Origin of the sequence: Staphylococcus sp. HMSC14D10 (assembly GCF_001808125.1) — a bacterium.
Classification (GTDB): Bacteria; Bacillota; Bacilli; order Staphylococcales; family Staphylococcaceae; genus Staphylococcus; species Staphylococcus haemolyticus.
This window is the reverse complement of record NZ_KV792255.1, coordinates 1-16,678: the sequence shown is the minus strand read 5'-3', so window position 1 is coordinate 16,678 and position 16,678 is coordinate 1. Positions and strand designations below refer to the sequence as shown.

Here is a 16,678-nt window from a genome sequence, read left to right as displayed (position 1 = left end):
TGAATATTAATTTTATTGAAAAGTAAGTTACTCAAGGTTGGAGAGAGACAGCCAATAGTTTAAAATAAATACAAGTTAAATTGAGGAAGAAGGGATCATTATGACGAATGTTGAAGTGGCTGCCACAGTTGCGCCCAATCAATTACTGGATACATTAACAATAAATAATATCAAAGAATATAGTAATGATATTGATATAATCGAATTACGAATTGACCAATGGGAAGATCGACATCTTGAATTGCTTAAATCCAATTTAGAAAAACTACAAGAATTAAATATAAACGCTAACGTCTTGGTAACGTATCGCACGGTCTCACAAGGCGGTAAAGGTGAAATGACATATGAAGCATACATGACATTATTAAAAGAAATTATTAAAAATCATCATTGCCAAATGATCGATATTGAATGGGATAGTGATCTTGATGTTTTCACGCATCGTGATTTAATTGACCTAGCACATCGATATAATAAACAAGTTGTTGTATCTTATCATAATTTTCAAGAAACACCTGATATAGATATTTTAAAATACACATATTATAAAATGAATCAATTAAACCCTGATTATGTCAAAATAGCTGTCATGCCACAAGACAAAGAAGACGTAGCTACATTGCTTGAAGCGGTAGCAACAAGTGCCGACACTCTTGATGCTAAGGTGATTGGTATTTCTATGTCTAGTGTTGGCTTAGTTAGTAGAACAGCTCAAGGTGTGTTTGGAGGCACTGTATCCTATGGATGTTTAGGTGAGTCCCAAGCGCCTGGACAAATACATGTTAAAACTTTAAAACAACAACTATTATTTTATAGTAATCATTAAGATACATTTGAAATTAAGAGGTAAAGGTTTTATAATTGAGAAGAGTTATCAACAAAGAGGAGCGATAATTGTGGAATTACAAGAGGCAATTGCTTCAAGAAGAAGTATAAAGAAATTCAAACATGATATGACAATAGATGATGATAAGCTTTATCAAGCGATTGAAAAAGCTGCAGATGCTCCAAACCATGGCATGCGAGAACCATGGAGAATTATCCATATAGCCAAAGATAGATTAGGTGAAATGAGCAGAGATGTAACGCATTTTGCATTTCCAAATCATCCTGAGAAACAAGAAGATCATTATAATAATGTGACTAATCTTGGTGGTATGTTAGTGTTAGTACTTAAAACTGACCCAAGACAACGACAAAATCGTGAAAACTTTTTTGCAATGGGTGCGTATGCTCAAAACTTAATGCTGCTATTACATGAACAAGGGATTGGTACATGTTGGAAGACACCACCATACATTTTTGAACCAAAAGTTCGTAAGGTATTTGGCGTTCATGGAGATGAAGTCATTGCAGGTTTCCTTTACCTAACAGATTTAGAAGAAGTGCCACCAAAAGCACCGCGTAAAAACAAACATTTAATTTCAAAATACTAGAATTAATAAAGGCGGCTGGACAAATAAATGTCTCAACCGTCTTTATTATTACACGGGCATAGCTAACAGAACTGAGAAAGCATCTATAACAAACTTTATTCAGTTCTAGTCATCTATGCCAGAATAGTATCATCAAATTAATTTTTCAAATTAGATAACTATTCTATATCCTATTTATTAAATGTTTCTGATAAGAATGATTCTACTTGTTCAGGTGATTTAGCATTAGCAGAGTGTAAATGCGCAAGTTTATTGCCATTTTCAAATACTAATAAGCTAGGAATACCCATTACATCATTATCTGCAGCTACATCTTCGAGTTCATCACGGTTAACAGTATACCAATCATAGTCATTATATTTTTCGACGATTGGATCAATCCACATGTCCATAGATTTACAATCAGGACACCAACCAGCTTCAAATTTTACGATAACTGGTTTATCGCTTTCAATTGTTGATTTAAACGCATCAGTTGTATTAATACTTTGCATAATAAACGCTCCTTTAGATAATCACTAAATGTATTATAACGAATAATTTCCTTTAATTGAAAAATTAAGCTTAAAATATAGAGCGTTTACATAGATTATCTGATATATTTAAATTAAGACAGAATAGGAGGTTACATCTGAATGATTAAATTTTATCAATATTCAAATTGCACAACTTGTAAAAAAGCCGCAAAATTTTTAGATACACATGGCGTAAGTTACGAACCAATTGATATTGTACAACACACACCAACTAAAAAAGAGTTTGAAGAAATTATCGATAAAACAGGTGTAGAGGTTAATAAATTATTTAATACCCATGGTGCTAAATATAAAGAACTAGGGTTAAAAGATAAATTAAAAGATTTATCAACTGATGAAAAATTAAATTTATTAGCTTCAGATGGCATGTTAGTTAAACGACCATTAGCTATTGCTGGAGATAATATCACATTAGGATTTAAAGAAGATCAATACAAAGAAATTTGGTTATAGTTTAAAATTATAAATTCTAATTATATAAATTATTGTAACTTTTTGTTTTAATAGTTGAATGAAAACTTACGGTATGGCATCATTAAATTGTAATTAATTTTAGGAGGGGATTCTCGTGGCAGTACCGAGCGAATTAAAATATTCTAAAGAACATGAATGGGTAAAAGTTGAAGGCAACACAGTAACAATTGGTATTACTGAATACGCACAAGGTGAATTAGGTGATATCGTATTCGTTGAATTACCAGAAGTTGATGACGAAATCAACGAAGGGGATACTTTTGGTAGTGTAGAATCAGTTAAAACTGTTTCTGAATTATATGCGCCAGTATCTGGTAAAGTTGTTGAATCAAATGAAGAATTAGAAGATAGTCCTGAGTTTGTTAACGAATCACCATATGAGAAAGCATGGATGGTTAAAGTTGAACTTAGCGATGAAAGCCAATTAGATGATTTATTATCAGCTGATCAATACAAAGAAATGATTGGTGAATAATTAATTTAAACTCCTTGATTGCGGTCATGGAGTTTTTATTTTGCCTATTTTTTGTAAATAATAATCAACAAATTTTAAAATTTATACTTTGTTGATATAAAATATTAAGTAATCGTAAATAATGTTTAATCTATTAGCTTTCTGTGAAAAAGTAACTGATTGTTTATTATCGACTTAGAAGGTGGATTATCATGGCAATTTTAAATAAAGTTATTATTGTTGAAGGCAAATCTGATAAGAAGAGAGTACAACAAGTCATCGCCGAACCTATAAATATTATTTGTACGCATGGTACAATGAGTATTGATAAATTAGATGACATGATTGAAACATTATATGATAAGCAAGTCTTTGTTCTAGCAGACTCAGATGACGAAGGTGAAAAGATAAGAAAATGGTTTAAACGTCATCTTAGCGAATGTGAACATATCTATGTGGATAAAACATTTTGTGAGGTAGCTAGATGCCCAAAGAATTATCTTGCGCATGTATTGAGTAAACATGGCTTTACAGTTCGTAAAGAGAAACGTCTAATTCCTAATTTAACGACTGAAAGGTTAGTAATCATGCATGAGTAAATCTGTAGAAATAGAAGATATTTGTGAGAATTTTAATAAAGAAAAACATCTAATTTTTGGATACACACCGATGTGTGGTACTTGTAAAATGTCAGAGCGAATGCTAGATATTGCGAATGAAATACTACAATTACCCGTTAAAAAAATCGATTTGAATTACCATCCTAAATATAGTGAGCGTAACAAAATTATGTCAGTTCCTGTTCTAATAGTAATGAATAAAGATATAGAAATAGATAGAATCTATGCTTTTCAATCTGTTCCTTATTTGTTAGAAAAGTTAAAATAATTGTTGACGAAATTATAGTGCAATGGTAGGATATAAATTAATTAAATAGTGCGAAAATTCTTATCAAGAGAGGTGGAGGGATGTGCCCTATGAAGCCCGGCAACCGTCTAGTTATAGAAATGGTGCCAATTCACATAAAGTTGATTACTTTAGAAGATGAGAGAAAGATGAATCAATGCTTTCTTAACTTTTCTAAAGTGAGAAAGCATTTTTTAATTACATAATGATTTTTAAGGAGGCACTAAACGTGATTGAGTTAAATCAAGTTGTAAAACGTTATCATACTAAAGATAAAGATGTACTAGCAGTTGATCACGTTAACTTAAATATAGAAACGGGCTCTATTTTCGGAGTTATCGGATTCTCTGGTGCTGGTAAAAGTACTTTAATCAGAATGTTCAATAATTTAGAAGAGCCTACTTCTGGCGATATTATTATAGATGGCGATAATATTAACAAACTTTCAAAAGCAGAATTAAGAAGAAAACGACAAAAAGTAAGTATGGTATTCCAACACTTTAATTTATTATGGTCACGAACAGTACTTCGAAATATCACGTTCCCTCTAGAAATTGCAGGGTATTCTAAAAGCAAAGCAAATGAAAGGGCGAAAGAATTAATTAACCTTGTTGGTTTAAATGGCAGAGAAAATGCTTATCCATCAGAATTATCAGGTGGGCAGAAACAACGTGTAGGTATTGCAAGAGCTTTGGCTAATGAACCTGACGTCCTCTTATGTGACGAAGCTACAAGCGCATTAGATCCACAAACAACAGATGAGATTTTAGACCTACTGTTAAAAATTAAAGAACGTGAAAACCTTACAATCGTGATTATCACTCATGAAATGCATGTTATCAGACGTGTTTGTGATGAAGTAGCCGTTATGGAAAGTGGCCGTGTAATTGAGCAAGGTAAAGTAACGCAAGTATTTGAAAATCCACAACATGAAGTTACAAGACGATTTGTGAAAGATGATTTGGATGATGATTTTGAAGAATCAATCAAACATCTAGAACCATTAGATTCAGATGCATACATTGTTAGACTTAATTTCAATGGTGGTAATACGACTGAACCAGTTGTATCTTACATAAGTAAAACGCATAACATTGATATAAATATTCTTGAAGCAAACATAAAAAATACCCGTGGTGGTTCTGTCGGGTTCTTGGTGGTTCATATTCCACATATTGCTGAAACAGAGTTTGAGACATTTAAAGAAGATTTACATCAGCAACATGTAAATGTGGAGGTGGTTAAGCATGGATAAATCTTATGGTGATATTTTTAAAGAGATGATTACAATGCCTAACGTCCAATGGCCTGAAGTATGGCAAGCCATTTATGAAACATTATATATGACTGTAGTTTCAACTATTTTCGCATTTATTTTTGGATTGATTTTAGGAGTATTATTATTCTTATCAGCTAAGAGTAATTCTAAAGGTGCTAGAGTCTTTTATAGCATCGTTTCATTTATTGTTAACTTATTCCGAGCGATTCCATTTATCATTTTAATCTTGTTATTAATTCCATTTACAAGTGTGATCCTTGGAACAATAAGTGGTCCAACTGGTGCCTTACCAGCTCTAGTTATTGGTGCAGCACCATTCTATGCAAGATTAGTAGAAATTGCCTTCAAAGAAATAGATAAAGGTGTTATCGAAGCGGCTTGGTCAATGGGAGCTAGTACTTGGACAGTTGTCCGAAAAGTATTACTACCTGAGGCAATGCCAGCACTAGTTTCAGGTATTACTGTAACAGCAATCGCATTAGTTGGCTCTACTGCAATTGCAGGTGTAATTGGTGCAGGTGGTTTAGGTAACTTAGCTTACTTAACAGGTTTCACTCGTAACCAAAACGATGTCATTTTAGTTTCAACTGTATTTATTTTAATTATCGTATTTATAATTCAATTTATTGGAGATTGGATTACAAATAAAATTGACAAACGCTAAAAGAAAAGAGGAATGATTCAATGAAAAAACTTTTAAGCTTATTTTTAGTATTAACATTAATAGTCGTTTTAGCAGCTTGTGGTAATGGTAGTGGGGATAAAGATAAAAAAATTGTTGTAGGCGCATCTCCAGCACCTCACGCTGAAATTCTTGAAAAGGCTAAACCTTTACTTAAAAAGAAAGGCTATGACTTAGAAATTAAAACAATTAATGATTACACTACGCCAAACAAATTATTAGATAAAGGTGAATTGGATGCTAATTATTTCCAACACGTACCTTATTTAAAAACTGAAAGTAAAGAAAAAGGATACAAAATTGAAGACGCAGGTAAAGTTCACTTAGAACCAATGGCTGTTTACTCTAAAAAATATAAAAGTTTAAAAGACCTTCCTAAAGGTGCAACAGTTTATGTATCAAATAACCCAGCTGAACAAGGACGTTTCTTAAAATTCTTTATTGATGAAGGATTAATTAAAATTAAAAAAGGTGTAAAAATCGAAGATGCTAAATTCGAAGATATCACTGAAAACAAAAAAGACATCAAATTCAACAGTAAACAATCAGCAGAATATCTTCCAAAAATCTATCAAAATGAAGATGTAGATGCTGCAATCATCAACTCTAACTATGCGATTGATCAAGACTTAAGCCCTCAAAAGGATTCAATTGCTATTGAAAAACCAAATAACAATCCTTATGCTAACTTAATCGCAGTTCAAAAAGGACATAAAGATGATGAAAAAATTAAAGCTTTAATTGAAGTGTTACAATCTAAAGAAATCCAAGACTTTATTAAAGACAAATATAAAGGTGCAGTTGTACCAGCGAAATAATAATGAAAGAAGCTCCGTAACCATTTTGATTACGGAGTTTCTATTATTTAGAAAGATTTTCTGTCCTTATACAATATACCAACGCCTTGTCCACCAGACCCCATTGTATAATCAAATTTAATAACTTCGATATACGGGTTCTCCTCTAAAAAGCGATTTACTTTTTTAGTTAAACCACTTTCAGTCATAGCGGTAAAATTAATAAATTTCATCATATACCCCCTTTAATTTTATTGTTACAGTGTCATTATATAAGAATTATTAAATAGAATGAAAATATTCTATAATATATAAAATTTATGGATAAGGGGTTTAATGATAAGATTGTAGGGGTACATAATTATTAAGTAAAGATACAGACAATCAAGGAGGAATTTTAAATGGCTGAAGATAAATTTGAACAAGCAAAAGGTAACTTAAAAGAAACTGTTGGTAACGTAACTGACAATAAAGATTTAGAAAAAGAAGGTCAAAACGATAAAGCTTCTGGTAAAGCCAAAGAAGCAGTTGAAAACGTTAAAAATAAAGCTAACGACCTTATCGATAAAGTAAAAGGTAATGACGATAACAAATAATTTGTCTATATCACAAGAGGCTGGGACATAATCCTAGCCTCGGCTTTTTTGCATACTCTACTTCATAATCATTTCAATGACAGCTCTAATATTTTTATCAATATATTTATCAACATGTTGAGCAAGGTAATAATGACGTTTCACATTTAAAGTTGTTATCATTAATTTTTCATAATCCTCGGGATGAATTGCTGATTTTGAAATAATCGCAAACCCATTTCCAGCCTCTACCATTTGTTTGATAATCTTAATATTATTAATTTCTATCAAATATGGATTTAATTTTAACTCAGAAAGACCTACTTCCTGATAAAACCTTGTTCCAGACCCTTTTTCTCTAACGAAACATATATCCATTCTAGGTTGAACCGATTTTTTGTAAATATACACCATTTCATCTTCTATTATTTTCTTACATTTTATTACATTGTCTTGAATTTCCTTTTCTACAATACCTATATCTACTCTGTTGTGTTTAATATCATTTATAACAGAATCTGAATTATTAACACGTAAATGAATATGTAACTTAGGGTATTGTTGCATAAGACGGGTAAGCTGTTCTGATAATAAATATTCACCATATGTATAACTGCTTCCAATTGTTAAGGTGCCTGAGATGATTTCAGATTCCGATGTTAAGTTTTGCCATAATTCTTGTTCAATACTTTCCCGTTGCAATGCATATTGTAATAGCTTTTCGCCATCTCTAGTTAGTTTTAAATATGGAGATTTAAATTCAAATATTTTAACATTATATTTTAATTCTAAACGTTTAATATCACGACTCACAGAAGGCTGCGAAGTATATAAATTTTCTGCTGCTCTAGTAAAACTTTCTGTTTTCATTACTTCAATTAATACCTTATACGGATCCATGCATCATTCTCCTTTAAGTCTAATATAACATTTTTGATATATATACTATACTTATTATTTATTTAACGCTATAACAATAACGTGCTAAGATTTTATATCGAGGTGAAAGTACATATGAAATCAATAACGCAGGCTTCATTTATGAAAGGTATTATGTTTACATTTACGATTGCAATAATCAGTTATATATTAGCTAAATTTCCTATTTTACATACGATTGGGGCATTAGCTATTGCCATCATTTTTGCGATGATATACCGCCAAGTCATAGGTTATCCTGAGCATATTCGCCCAGGTATTACGTTTGCATCGAAACGTTTATTGAAATTTGCGATTATCTTATATGGGTTAAAATTAAATATGGGAGATATTCTAGGTAAAGGCTGGAAATTACTACTTATTGATATTATCGTAATTATCTTTTCAATAAGTTTAACTTTAATTTTGAATCAAATTATTAAAGGAAATCAAGATATCTCTATACTACTTGGTATTGGTACAGGAGTATGCGGAGCTGCAGCTATTGCAGCTACAGCACCAATCTTAAAATCTAAAGAAAAAGACACTGCAATAAGTGTAGGTATTATTGCACTAATTGGAACTATATTTGCACTTATTTATACAGCTATCGAGGCTATTTTTAACATACCTACTATAACTTATGGCGCTTGGACAGGTATCAGTCTACATGAAATCGCTCATGTCGTCTTAGCAGCAGATATTGGCGGGCCAGAGGCAATGACATTTGCTTTACTTGGAAAATTAGGCCGTGTGTTTTTACTTATTCCATTAAGCATTGTCTTAACTTTGTATATGCGTTATAAATCACACTCAAGTCAAGTGCAACAAAAAATCGATATTCCTTATTTTCTAATTGGATTTATTATAATGGCTTGTATCAATACATTTGTTCCTATTCCTTCATTACTTATGAATATTATAAATGTTATTACAACGGTATGTATGTTAATGGCGATGGTTGCTCTAGGATTGAATATCGTTTTAAAAGAAGTTATTTCAAAAGCACTTAAACCATTCATTGTGATCTGTGTAACTTCAATTTGTCTATCTGGTGTGACTCTCTTAGTTACTTCTATAATGTTTAAATAAGGTAACATGTTATATGTTTATATTTAAAATAAAAAAGAGGCTAGGAATTATGTACCAGCCTCTTTTAATGTGAATTAAACTTCTGATAATCAGTAATTATGTGAACAAAAATAAATAGCTTAAAATGTTATTTGAAATTATGATTACGTTAAAGTTTATATACTGAAATAATTAACAATACACATTACTGTGTATTGTTTTTTTATATTGTAAAATAGACTTTATTAAATTACTAAGGTACCCTTAGTCGTCTCAAAATAAAACTCAATCCTTTTATGGATTGAGTTAGACAGACTATTTTACAATGATAACGGGAATTTTTGAACGTTTAGCCACTTTGTGACTGACGCTACCCAATACCATTTCTTGTAAACTATTTAGACCACGAGACCCTAAAACAATTGCTTGATATTTACCACTATTAGCAACTGAAACCACTGTTTCTGCAGGAAAACCATGTGCAATTTTTACTTCATAATTTACATTATGTTCTACAAATAGTTCAGTTATACTGGATAATTTGTCTTCTCTTTCATTTGTTAAACTATGTCCTTGTTTACCATGTAAAACATCTGTTTTCGATTCTTCAACATTTACAACTGTAAGTAAAGTAACTATAGTATTTTCATCTATAAAGTTCAAAACTTCCTGTGCTGAACGTAAACTATTTTCTGACCCATCGGCTGCTAATAAAATTGATTTATACATAAACAACACTCCTTAGTTTAAATGATTTTCATTTAGTTTGCTTAATTCTGAGACTATTTTACGACTATCTGAATTTAGTTTTTCTACATGAACAATGTTATTTTTTTCTTCGAACTTCCTTACCATTGTATCAATAGCATCTACTGCTGAATCATCCCATAAATGAGCATTATTAAAGTTTAATTCTATAATACTATTTTCAATATTAAAGCTAATTTGATCCATCATAGAGTCAATAGAAACAAAAAAGATTTGACCTTTAAAAGATAAACGGTTAGTTTTACCAAACTTCTCAGATGTTACTTCTACTTTTGATATTTTAGTAGCAAAGAATAAAGCACTGAAAATAACACCTACGACCACGCCGAGAGCTAAGTTATGTGTCATCAGTACAATTATCACTGTAAGTATCATAACAACTGCATCTGTTTTTGGTGCTTTTTGAATATATTTAAAAGAATTCCAATCAAATGTACCAATCGAAACCATAACCATAATACCTGCTAAAATTGGCATTGGAATTTGAACAACAAGTCCTCCAAGAACAATAATCATGAATATTAAGACAACACCAGCAGAAAAAGTAGATAATCTACTGTTTGCACCTGATTTGACATTGATTACAGATTGTCCAATCATGGCACAACCTCCCATACCACCGAATAATCCTGTAATCATATTAGCAATGCCTTGGCCACGAGATTCTCTGTTTTTACTACTATAAGTGTCTGTTGCATCATCTACAATTTTAGCAGTAAGTAAACTTTCTACTAGACCTACAATAGCCATAGATAGCGAGTATGGAAAAATGATTTGAAGTGTTTCTAAATTAAAGGGAACATTAGGAATTAAAAAGTGCGGTAAAGCTTGCTTAATATTTCCTAAATCACCAACAGTTCTCACGTCAGAACCTGTATACATATAAAGAGCAGTCAATACGATGATAGCTATTAATGGTGCAGGTATTGCTTTGAAAAATTTAGGGATTATATATACAATGAGTAATGTTACAATTACATATATATAAGTTGAGATTGAAATACCGAAGATATGTTCTATTTGGGACATGAAAATCATAATACCTAATGCATTTACAAAACCTATCATGACGGAATGAGGTATAAATTTCATTAAACGCCCCACTTTGAGAAGGCCTAAAACTAATTGAATTACTCCCATTAATATCGTGGCAGCTAAAAGATATTCTACACCATAATCTTTCACAAGTGGTGTAACTAATAAGGCAACAGCCCCTGTTGCACCTGATATCATTGCAGGTCTACCACCAACAATAGCAGTAACAACAGCGATGATAAATGAAGCATACAAACCAACCATTGGATCTACGCCAGCAATAATTGAAAATGCGATAGCTTCAGGGATTAAAGCTAAGGCAACTACGATACCGGCAAGTATATTTTTACCTGGCTGGTTAAACCATTCATGTTTTAATTTTTCAACCATAACTTACTCTCCTTTTTATTTAATTATATTGTAAAGTATAACAGGAAAGTTTCATATGTATACCCTTTAATGAAACTTTCCTGTTATATTTTAGCTATAGGGTGGTGCAAATAAATGAAATACGGTTATATCAGACCTGTTACAATAAACGATGATTTAAACGAACAAAAAAAGAAAATAGAAACCTATACAAAAAAAATAGTTGAGGAAAGTCATGCTAATAATAAAAAAAGAAATGAATTAGACCTTCTTTTAAAAAAGAAGTTGGTCTCGGGGGATGCAGTATATATTACAGATTTATGTATACTTGCAGATTCTACGAAACAATTAGTAGATATATTAGATTATCTTTCACAGAAGGATATATCTTTATATGTAATTAATTTAAACCGATATATTTCTAAAAATATCCAAGGAGAATTTTTAGAAATACTACATGATATTACAGACTTTCAAAGTGATGTTGTTAAATTTAGGACACGCGTTGGATTAGAAAATTATACAAAAGAAGGAAAAACGTTAGGCAGACCCAAACGAGATGATAAAAATCTTAGAGATGCTATAGAAATGTATATGAGCAAAAATTACACTCTAGATGAAATAAAAGAAAAAACAAACATAAGTAGAGCAACTTTATATCGTCATCTAGATAAATAAGAGATAGTAAATGTTGTTTCAAGATATAGAACATAATATAATACTGTCGATTAAAGAGGAAAGTAAAGTAATCTTTAAAACATTAAATATTAATGAGAAAGTTTTTTGTTAGTACTCGAAAATATAGAAAGACAAGACTTAGCAAAAACATAGAAATATTTTATAATAAATACTTTCCAATATAGTGAACTACAAGATATGCTGAGTTAACGAAAAAGAAATGTAAAAAATTCCTCTATGTCAAATACATTAAATTCAACGTTTATTGATTATGTATAAGATATACATTTTAACTACCTATAATTTTTTATTATGTAAACTAAAGTATTTCAAATAATTAACTGTATTAATACTCTCATCATGATTGCGTTATAAACGATCGTTTTTGACATATGAATTTGGAATGTTTAATACACATACAAAAATGTATGTGTATTATTTTTTACTCTATGACAAAAAAACTTTACATTAAGTAAATTTTATTTTACAATTCATATAAAGAGGTGAAGCTATTGGCTAAATTTGAAAGTGGAGAATTAACGAACCAACTTAAAATTTTAAGGGCAAAATTCGATATATCTCAAAATGAGTTAGCTAATCAAGTAGGCGTCAGTCGACAAACAATTAACTCTATTGAAAAAAATAAGTATAGCCCTTCACTTGTATTAGCATTTAAATTATCAAGACTATTTAACGTAACAATAGAAGAAATCTTTAACTATAAGGAGTAGATACTATGAGTTATACCATTTCTATATTATTAGCAATATTTGCAGTAATAACAGGGGGATTGATGGTGGCAGTAGCGATGTTTGCAAAAAGAAATAATGATGAAAGAGGAACGATGATTATAAATCAAGCATATGCCTATGGGTTTGTTACTTGTCTTGTATTACTTGTAATAACTGAAGTATTAGCATCTATATATTCTTGGTCAGCACAAACAATATTAAACATAATTATATTAATAATCTCTTTAAGCGCCTTACTTGTTTCGATATCAGTATTCGCCATACACCAAAAAACTTCATAAATAAAAAACAATGACTATTAAGAAAAGAGAGAGCATTTTTGTTCTCTCTTTTCTTGTTTTAATATTAAAATCTCAGAATAATTGATCACCATAAGTTTTCAGACGCTGTGAGAAGCTCTCATTTGCATTGAAAAACCGTTTATTAAAACAAATCATCGTTATCGTGTTTAATTCTATAAACAGTTTGTCTTGTAATATTCACTTCTTTCGCAATTTTACTAATCGCTTTGCCTTCCTCTAACATTTCTACAACACGATGATAGATAACACGTTTTTGAGGATCTTTCGCATTGGGAGAATATAATAAAGGTCGTCCTTTATATACGCCTTTCTCTTTCGCAACTTGAATCCCTTGAGCTTGTCGACGTTTACTTTCATTTCTTTCTTGTTCTGAAACCATTGCTAATATCTGTATAATTAAATCTTTCATAAATTTATCTAATAATGGATTACCAATGACTTCATTCATCATTGGTAGACTGGTAATCATCAATTGTACTTCTTTCTCTTTAAGATAATTAACGGTATTAATGACTTCATCATAATTACGACCTAAACGATCAATTGATTCCACGACAAAACGATCTCCCATTCTCACAAAGTTCAATGCTTCTTGAAAGACGGGTCTGTTTTCTATAGATTGACCTGATTGTTTTTCTGTAAAAATTTTTTCAGCACCAAATGTTTTTAAATTTTCAAGTTGTCTTTCTAAATTTTGATCTACTGATGATACCCGCGCATAGCCCACAATCATTTAGTTTCACCTCATAATTAATATACACCCTAATCATACATTTTAATTGCTGTAATTTCAACAATTCATTTTGTATGATTAGGGTGTACTTAAATTGAACAAAAGCAGCTATTTTTACAATGAGAATCAAATTATAATTTTTTAATAAAATCAGACTATAAATAAGGTTTATTATATAATTAATATAGCACTATATTTTTATTAATAAGGAGAAATAGTATGTCTAAAAACTACGCTGAATTTTATAAATGTGCTTTGCAAGTTAATCCATATAGCTATATTAAATATAGAGGACAAGAACATGAAATGACAGAGGAACAATATAATGAATCTATATACAACTATTGTATAAAAAACAACATATCAATTATTGGCTTAGCAGATCATGGAAATGTTGATAAATCAAAGAAACTCAGAGAATATTTATCATCTAAAGGAATTCTTGTATTTCCAGGGTTCGAAATTTCCACATCAGAAAAAATTCATATTGTTTGTCTATTTTCAGAGAATACTGAAGAACAAGAGCTAGAGAGATACTTAGGAGAACTAGGATTATCGAACCCTGAAGACGGCAATTCCCCCAGTACTATGAGTTTTCATGACATCACACAAAGAGTAATAGATAGGGGTGGATTTTGGTATGCAGCACATATTACCAGTGATAATGGCGTCTTGAAAGGAAAACATAATAACCTCTGGAAATCGGATAAGTTAGTAGCAGCACAAATACCTTCCAAAAAAAATGAAGTAAATCCTAACTACATTAATATACTTAAAAACAAAGACCCTAATTATCAAAAGAAAACTCCCTTTGCTCTTATTAATGCTAAAGACGTTAGTAAACCTGAAGATTTAGATTTAGATACAGCAAGTTGCTTAATTAAAATGTCAAAACTTAACTTTGAAAGTTTTAAATTAGCCTTTAGAGATCCTAAAGCTAGGGTTAAATTAAATTTTGACATTAACAATAAATACCCACATTCTTCTATTAATGAAATAAAAATTTCTATGGGGTACTTAGATAACCTCTCATTAGATTTATCCCCGAATCTTAATACAATTATTGGTGGTAGAGGAGCTGGAAAATCAACATTTATTGAATTAATTCGATATGCATTAGACATAAATCCTATGAGTCGAAATGCAAACACATCTTTTGAAAACATCTGTAAATCTAATTTAGGAATCGGTGGAATAGTAGAATTAGTTGTAACATCACATGCACAATACGGTAAACAATTTAAGATAATAAAAAGATATAATGAAGACCCTATAATTAAAGATATAAACAATAATGTGTCTAGTTATACTGTTAAAGACATTCTTCCTAATATAGAGGTTTACAGTCAAAACGAAATTATCGATTTAACTACAGATGAAAATGCAAAATTAAAAATTTTAAATCGTTTTTTAAACAGAAATGATAATAATGACGAAAAAAAAGAAGAAATAAAAAGTAACTTACAATCAAATACAGAATCTTTAATTAAAACTGAAGAGAAACTTGAAAAATTACAAGAGAAAATCAATGAATTGCCTAAATTAAAAGAAAAGTTAAAACATTTCAATGAACTGGGCATTGGAAAGAAATTAGAGGTACAAGGTAAAGTATCTAAAGAAGAGCAATACATAAAAACCACTAAAAAAATTATTGAAGATAATGATATTTCTATAACAAACGTCATTCTACCTTTTAAAGAAAATTACAATCAAGAAATTAAACATATTGATATCTTTGATAATATTCAACGTATTATAAACAATCATAATGAAAAACTAAAAGAAATACAGTCTACTTTTACTGAATTAAAAAATACTACCAAAAGCGAAATAGACAAAGTTTATAATGATTGGCATGAAAAGAAAAAGCATGTTGAGAAGGAAATAAATGAAGCTATTAAATCCTTAGATGATATAGAAGGGAAAACCAAACAAGAAATAGCATACGAATATACTGAGACTCAAAAACAAATAACTTCTATCGAACCATTAGAAACACAACTTTCTCAAGTCAACATAGAGATTGAAAAACTGAAAAAAGAAAGAATGCAACTTAAAGAAAATTTAAAAGAAATATTCGATGAACAATTGAAAAATCTTAACAAATGCGTCAAAAAAATAAATAATAACTATTTAAAAGGACAAGTAAACATCAAAATTCATCCATATGCAAATGTTAATAATTTAATAAAATTTCTCAAAGATGAGAACGGATTAGGATATTCAACATTGGAATGGATAAAAAAGCATCAAAATTTTAATTTGTCTAAATTTATTAACTTAATTAAGGATAGAGACAGCGAAGCTATATACGATGAGTATAAGGATAGTGGCTTGAAAAAAAATAAAGCAGATATCCTTTCAAATATGGACTATGAAAGAATTTTACATTTGGAATCAATCGAGCTAGAAAATATTATAGATATACAATTAAATGTTGGAAGTGATGAAAATATAGAATTCCGATCCCTGAATAAATTATCCAAAGGACAACAGTGTACTGCTATTTTAAATCTGTTAACTTTAAGTAATGATGACCCTCTTTTAGTGGATCAACCAGAAGATAATTTAGATAATTCTTTTATAACAAACAATTTAGTTGAAAATACCCGAAAATTAAAAATTAATAGACAATTTATCTTTGCTACACACAACGCTAATATACCTGTATTTGGTGACGCAGAATTAATTGTGACAATGGAAAATGAAAACGGACAAGGAATTATAAATAATGAAAGTTTAGGATCCATAGATAATAATTTAGTAAGAAATTCTGTCATTCAAATTTTAGAAGGTGGAGACATTGCTTTTAAGATGAGAAAAAATAAATATGGACTATAGTAGGTCTTTGCATTCCTCTACTTACCAGTGTTATAATTTAGATAACGAAAATGATTAACAATTAATGCACCA

Annotated in this window: 21 protein-coding genes and 1 riboswitch; of the genes, 15 read left to right on the top strand and 6 right to left on the bottom strand. The window is 30.2% G+C overall.

All coding sequences use genetic code 11. From position 1 onward, the window contains the following. Positions 1-100 precede the first annotated feature (100 nt). Positions 101-826 (top strand): type I 3-dehydroquinate dehydratase, encoded by a 726-nt coding sequence (aroD, locus tag HMPREF3134_RS06775; protein WP_070441705.1) that lies wholly within the window; start codon positions 101-103, stop codon positions 824-826. Positions 827-896: 70 nt separating this feature from the next. Beyond that, positions 897-1,436 (top strand): nitroreductase family protein, encoded by a 540-nt coding sequence (locus HMPREF3134_RS06770; RefSeq protein WP_011276318.1) that lies wholly within the window; start codon positions 897-899, stop codon positions 1,434-1,436. A 170-nt stretch (positions 1,437-1,606) separates the two neighbouring features. Here the strand turns inward: HMPREF3134_RS06770 and HMPREF3134_RS06765 are convergent, their stop codons facing one another. Continuing rightward, positions 1,607-1,930 carry a thioredoxin family protein gene (locus HMPREF3134_RS06765; RefSeq protein WP_011276317.1) on the bottom strand — a complete coding sequence of 108 codons (324 nt, stop codon included), beginning with the start codon at positions 1,928-1,930 and terminating at the stop codon, positions 1,607-1,609. 141 nt (positions 1,931-2,071) lie between these two features. On the opposite strand from HMPREF3134_RS06765, the gene HMPREF3134_RS06760 reads away from it, so the two are divergent. The 7 genes from HMPREF3134_RS06760 to HMPREF3134_RS06730 all read left to right on the top strand — a co-directional run bounded on the left by HMPREF3134_RS06760 (position 2,072) and on the right by HMPREF3134_RS06730 (position 6,585). After that, the gene (locus HMPREF3134_RS06760) at positions 2,072-2,425 is read left to right on the top strand and encodes an arsenate reductase family protein (RefSeq protein ID WP_011276316.1); all 354 of its coding nucleotides are present in this window, start codon (positions 2,072-2,074) and stop codon (positions 2,423-2,425) included. Between the two features lie 115 nt (positions 2,426-2,540). Next, complete coding sequence (gcvH, locus tag HMPREF3134_RS06755) at positions 2,541-2,921, top strand: glycine cleavage system protein GcvH (RefSeq protein ID WP_011276315.1); 381 nt, start codon at positions 2,541-2,543, stop codon at positions 2,919-2,921. 191 nt (positions 2,922-3,112) lie between these two features. Next, entirely contained in the window at positions 3,113-3,499 is a 387-nt protein-coding gene (locus tag HMPREF3134_RS06750; RefSeq protein WP_037537242.1) for a toprim domain-containing protein, read from the top strand. Continuing rightward, positions 3,492-3,788: a thioredoxin family protein gene (locus tag HMPREF3134_RS06745; protein WP_011276313.1), complete on the top strand. Its 297-nt coding sequence runs from the start codon at positions 3,492-3,494 to the stop codon at positions 3,786-3,788. Before HMPREF3134_RS06750 ends, HMPREF3134_RS06745 begins: the two co-directional genes overlap by 8 nt. Positions 3,789-3,845: 57 nt before the next feature. Beyond that, a riboswitch (SAM riboswitch) is annotated at positions 3,846-3,951 on the top strand. Between the two features lie 84 nt (positions 3,952-4,035). Next, on the top strand, positions 4,036-5,061 hold the full coding sequence (locus tag HMPREF3134_RS06740) for a methionine ABC transporter ATP-binding protein (RefSeq protein ID WP_070441702.1): 1,026 nt from the start codon (positions 4,036-4,038) through the stop codon (positions 5,059-5,061). Beyond that, a complete protein-coding gene (locus tag HMPREF3134_RS06735; protein WP_011276310.1) occupies positions 5,054-5,749 on the top strand; it encodes a methionine ABC transporter permease in 696 nt (231 codons plus the stop codon). Before HMPREF3134_RS06740 ends, HMPREF3134_RS06735 begins: the two co-directional genes overlap by 8 nt. 20 nt (positions 5,750-5,769) lie before the next feature. Further along, positions 5,770-6,585 (top strand): MetQ/NlpA family ABC transporter substrate-binding protein, encoded by an 816-nt coding sequence (locus HMPREF3134_RS06730; protein WP_070441699.1) that lies wholly within the window; start codon positions 5,770-5,772, stop codon positions 6,583-6,585. 47 nt (positions 6,586-6,632) lie between these two features. Here HMPREF3134_RS06730 and HMPREF3134_RS12210 read toward each other — a convergent pair whose 3' ends face one another. After that, positions 6,633-6,797, bottom strand: coding sequence for a hypothetical protein (locus HMPREF3134_RS12210; protein WP_016931019.1), 165 nt, complete (start codon positions 6,795-6,797; stop codon positions 6,633-6,635). A 168-nt stretch (positions 6,798-6,965) separates the two neighbouring features. Here HMPREF3134_RS12210 and HMPREF3134_RS06725 point away from each other — a divergent pair, with 168 nt between their 5' ends. Beyond that, complete coding sequence (locus HMPREF3134_RS06725) at positions 6,966-7,160, top strand: CsbD family protein (RefSeq protein WP_070441696.1); 195 nt, start codon at positions 6,966-6,968, stop codon at positions 7,158-7,160. Positions 7,161-7,217: 57 nt separating this feature from the next. Here HMPREF3134_RS06725 and HMPREF3134_RS06720 read toward each other — a convergent pair whose 3' ends face one another. After that, on the bottom strand, positions 7,218-8,039 hold the full coding sequence (locus tag HMPREF3134_RS06720; protein WP_070441693.1) for a LysR family transcriptional regulator: 822 nt from the start codon (positions 8,037-8,039) through the stop codon (positions 7,218-7,220). A 114-nt stretch (positions 8,040-8,153) separates the two neighbouring features. Between HMPREF3134_RS06720 and HMPREF3134_RS06715 the strand changes: the two genes are divergently transcribed. Then, complete coding sequence (locus HMPREF3134_RS06715; RefSeq protein WP_070441690.1) at positions 8,154-9,149, top strand: YeiH family protein; 996 nt, start codon at positions 8,154-8,156, stop codon at positions 9,147-9,149. Positions 9,150-9,443: 294 nt separating this feature from the next. On the opposite strand, the gene HMPREF3134_RS06710 is transcribed toward HMPREF3134_RS06715, so the two are convergent. Continuing rightward, entirely contained in the window at positions 9,444-9,857 is a 414-nt protein-coding gene (locus tag HMPREF3134_RS06710) for a universal stress protein (RefSeq protein WP_041080879.1), read from the bottom strand. A gap of 12 nt (positions 9,858-9,869) precedes the next feature. Beyond that, the gene (locus tag HMPREF3134_RS06705) at positions 9,870-11,321 is read right to left on the bottom strand and encodes a SulP family inorganic anion transporter (RefSeq protein WP_002447402.1); all 1,452 of its coding nucleotides are present in this window, start codon (positions 11,319-11,321) and stop codon (positions 9,870-9,872) included. A 114-nt stretch (positions 11,322-11,435) separates the two neighbouring features. Between HMPREF3134_RS06705 and HMPREF3134_RS06700 the strand changes: the two genes are divergently transcribed. The 3 genes from HMPREF3134_RS06700 to HMPREF3134_RS06690 all read left to right on the top strand — a co-directional run bounded on the left by HMPREF3134_RS06700 (position 11,436) and on the right by HMPREF3134_RS06690 (position 13,011). Continuing rightward, entirely contained in the window at positions 11,436-11,978 is a 543-nt protein-coding gene (locus HMPREF3134_RS06700) for a recombinase family protein (protein WP_052463707.1), read from the top strand. Positions 11,979-12,490: 512 nt separating this feature from the next. After that, positions 12,491-12,709: a helix-turn-helix transcriptional regulator gene (locus HMPREF3134_RS06695; protein WP_041080882.1), complete on the top strand. Its 219-nt coding sequence runs from the start codon at positions 12,491-12,493 to the stop codon at positions 12,707-12,709. 5 nt (positions 12,710-12,714) lie between these two features. Next, positions 12,715-13,011, top strand: a complete 297-nt coding sequence (locus HMPREF3134_RS06690) for a hypothetical protein (protein ID WP_041080884.1) — start codon at positions 12,715-12,717, stop codon at positions 13,009-13,011. A 142-nt stretch (positions 13,012-13,153) separates the two neighbouring features. On the opposite strand, the gene HMPREF3134_RS06685 is transcribed toward HMPREF3134_RS06690, so the two are convergent. Further along, on the bottom strand, positions 13,154-13,765 hold the full coding sequence (locus tag HMPREF3134_RS06685; protein WP_000635275.1) for a recombinase family protein: 612 nt from the start codon (positions 13,763-13,765) through the stop codon (positions 13,154-13,156). Positions 13,766-13,984: 219 nt separating this feature from the next. Here HMPREF3134_RS06685 and HMPREF3134_RS06680 point away from each other — a divergent pair, with 219 nt between their 5' ends. After that, entirely contained in the window at positions 13,985-16,606 is a 2,622-nt protein-coding gene (locus HMPREF3134_RS06680) for a TrlF family AAA-like ATPase (protein WP_053027805.1), read from the top strand. The last annotated feature ends 72 nt before the right edge of the window (positions 16,607-16,678 follow it).

Excerpts from the sequence above, each read along its gene's own strand:
- HMPREF3134_RS06680 (WP_053027805.1), top strand. The coding sequence starts at position 13,985 with ATGTCTAAAAACTACGCTGAATTTTATAAATGTGCTTTGCAAGTTAAT.
- HMPREF3134_RS06750 (WP_037537242.1), top strand. The coding sequence starts at position 3,113 with ATGGCAATTTTAAATAAAGTTATTATTGTTGAAGGCAAATCTGATAAG.
- HMPREF3134_RS12210 (WP_016931019.1), bottom strand. The coding sequence starts at position 6,797 with ATGAAATTTATTAATTTTACCGCTATGACTGAAAGTGGTTTAACTAAA.
- HMPREF3134_RS06760 (WP_011276316.1), top strand. The coding sequence starts at position 2,072 with ATGATTAAATTTTATCAATATTCAAATTGCACAACTTGTAAAAAAGCC.
- HMPREF3134_RS06705 (WP_002447402.1), bottom strand. The coding sequence starts at position 11,321 with ATGGTTGAAAAATTAAAACATGAATGGTTTAACCAGCCAGGTAAAAAT.
- HMPREF3134_RS06720 (WP_070441693.1), bottom strand. The coding sequence starts at position 8,039 with ATGGATCCGTATAAGGTATTAATTGAAGTAATGAAAACAGAAAGTTTT.
- aroD (WP_070441705.1), top strand. The coding sequence starts at position 101 with ATGACGAATGTTGAAGTGGCTGCCACAGTTGCGCCCAATCAATTACTG.
- HMPREF3134_RS06685 (WP_000635275.1), bottom strand. The coding sequence starts at position 13,765 with ATGATTGTGGGCTATGCGCGGGTATCATCAGTAGATCAAAATTTAGAA.
- HMPREF3134_RS06735 (WP_011276310.1), top strand. The coding sequence starts at position 5,054 with ATGGATAAATCTTATGGTGATATTTTTAAAGAGATGATTACAATGCCT.
- HMPREF3134_RS06700 (WP_052463707.1), top strand. The coding sequence starts at position 11,436 with ATGAAATACGGTTATATCAGACCTGTTACAATAAACGATGATTTAAAC.
- HMPREF3134_RS06715 (WP_070441690.1), top strand. The coding sequence starts at position 8,154 with ATGAAATCAATAACGCAGGCTTCATTTATGAAAGGTATTATGTTTACA.
- HMPREF3134_RS06765 (WP_011276317.1), bottom strand. The coding sequence starts at position 1,930 with ATGCAAAGTATTAATACAACTGATGCGTTTAAATCAACAATTGAAAGC.
- HMPREF3134_RS06725 (WP_070441696.1), top strand. The coding sequence starts at position 6,966 with ATGGCTGAAGATAAATTTGAACAAGCAAAAGGTAACTTAAAAGAAACT.
- HMPREF3134_RS06690 (WP_041080884.1), top strand. The coding sequence starts at position 12,715 with ATGAGTTATACCATTTCTATATTATTAGCAATATTTGCAGTAATAACA.
- HMPREF3134_RS06745 (WP_011276313.1), top strand. The coding sequence starts at position 3,492 with ATGAGTAAATCTGTAGAAATAGAAGATATTTGTGAGAATTTTAATAAA.
- HMPREF3134_RS06730 (WP_070441699.1), top strand. The coding sequence starts at position 5,770 with ATGAAAAAACTTTTAAGCTTATTTTTAGTATTAACATTAATAGTCGTT.
- HMPREF3134_RS06710 (WP_041080879.1), bottom strand. The coding sequence starts at position 9,857 with ATGTATAAATCAATTTTATTAGCAGCCGATGGGTCAGAAAATAGTTTA.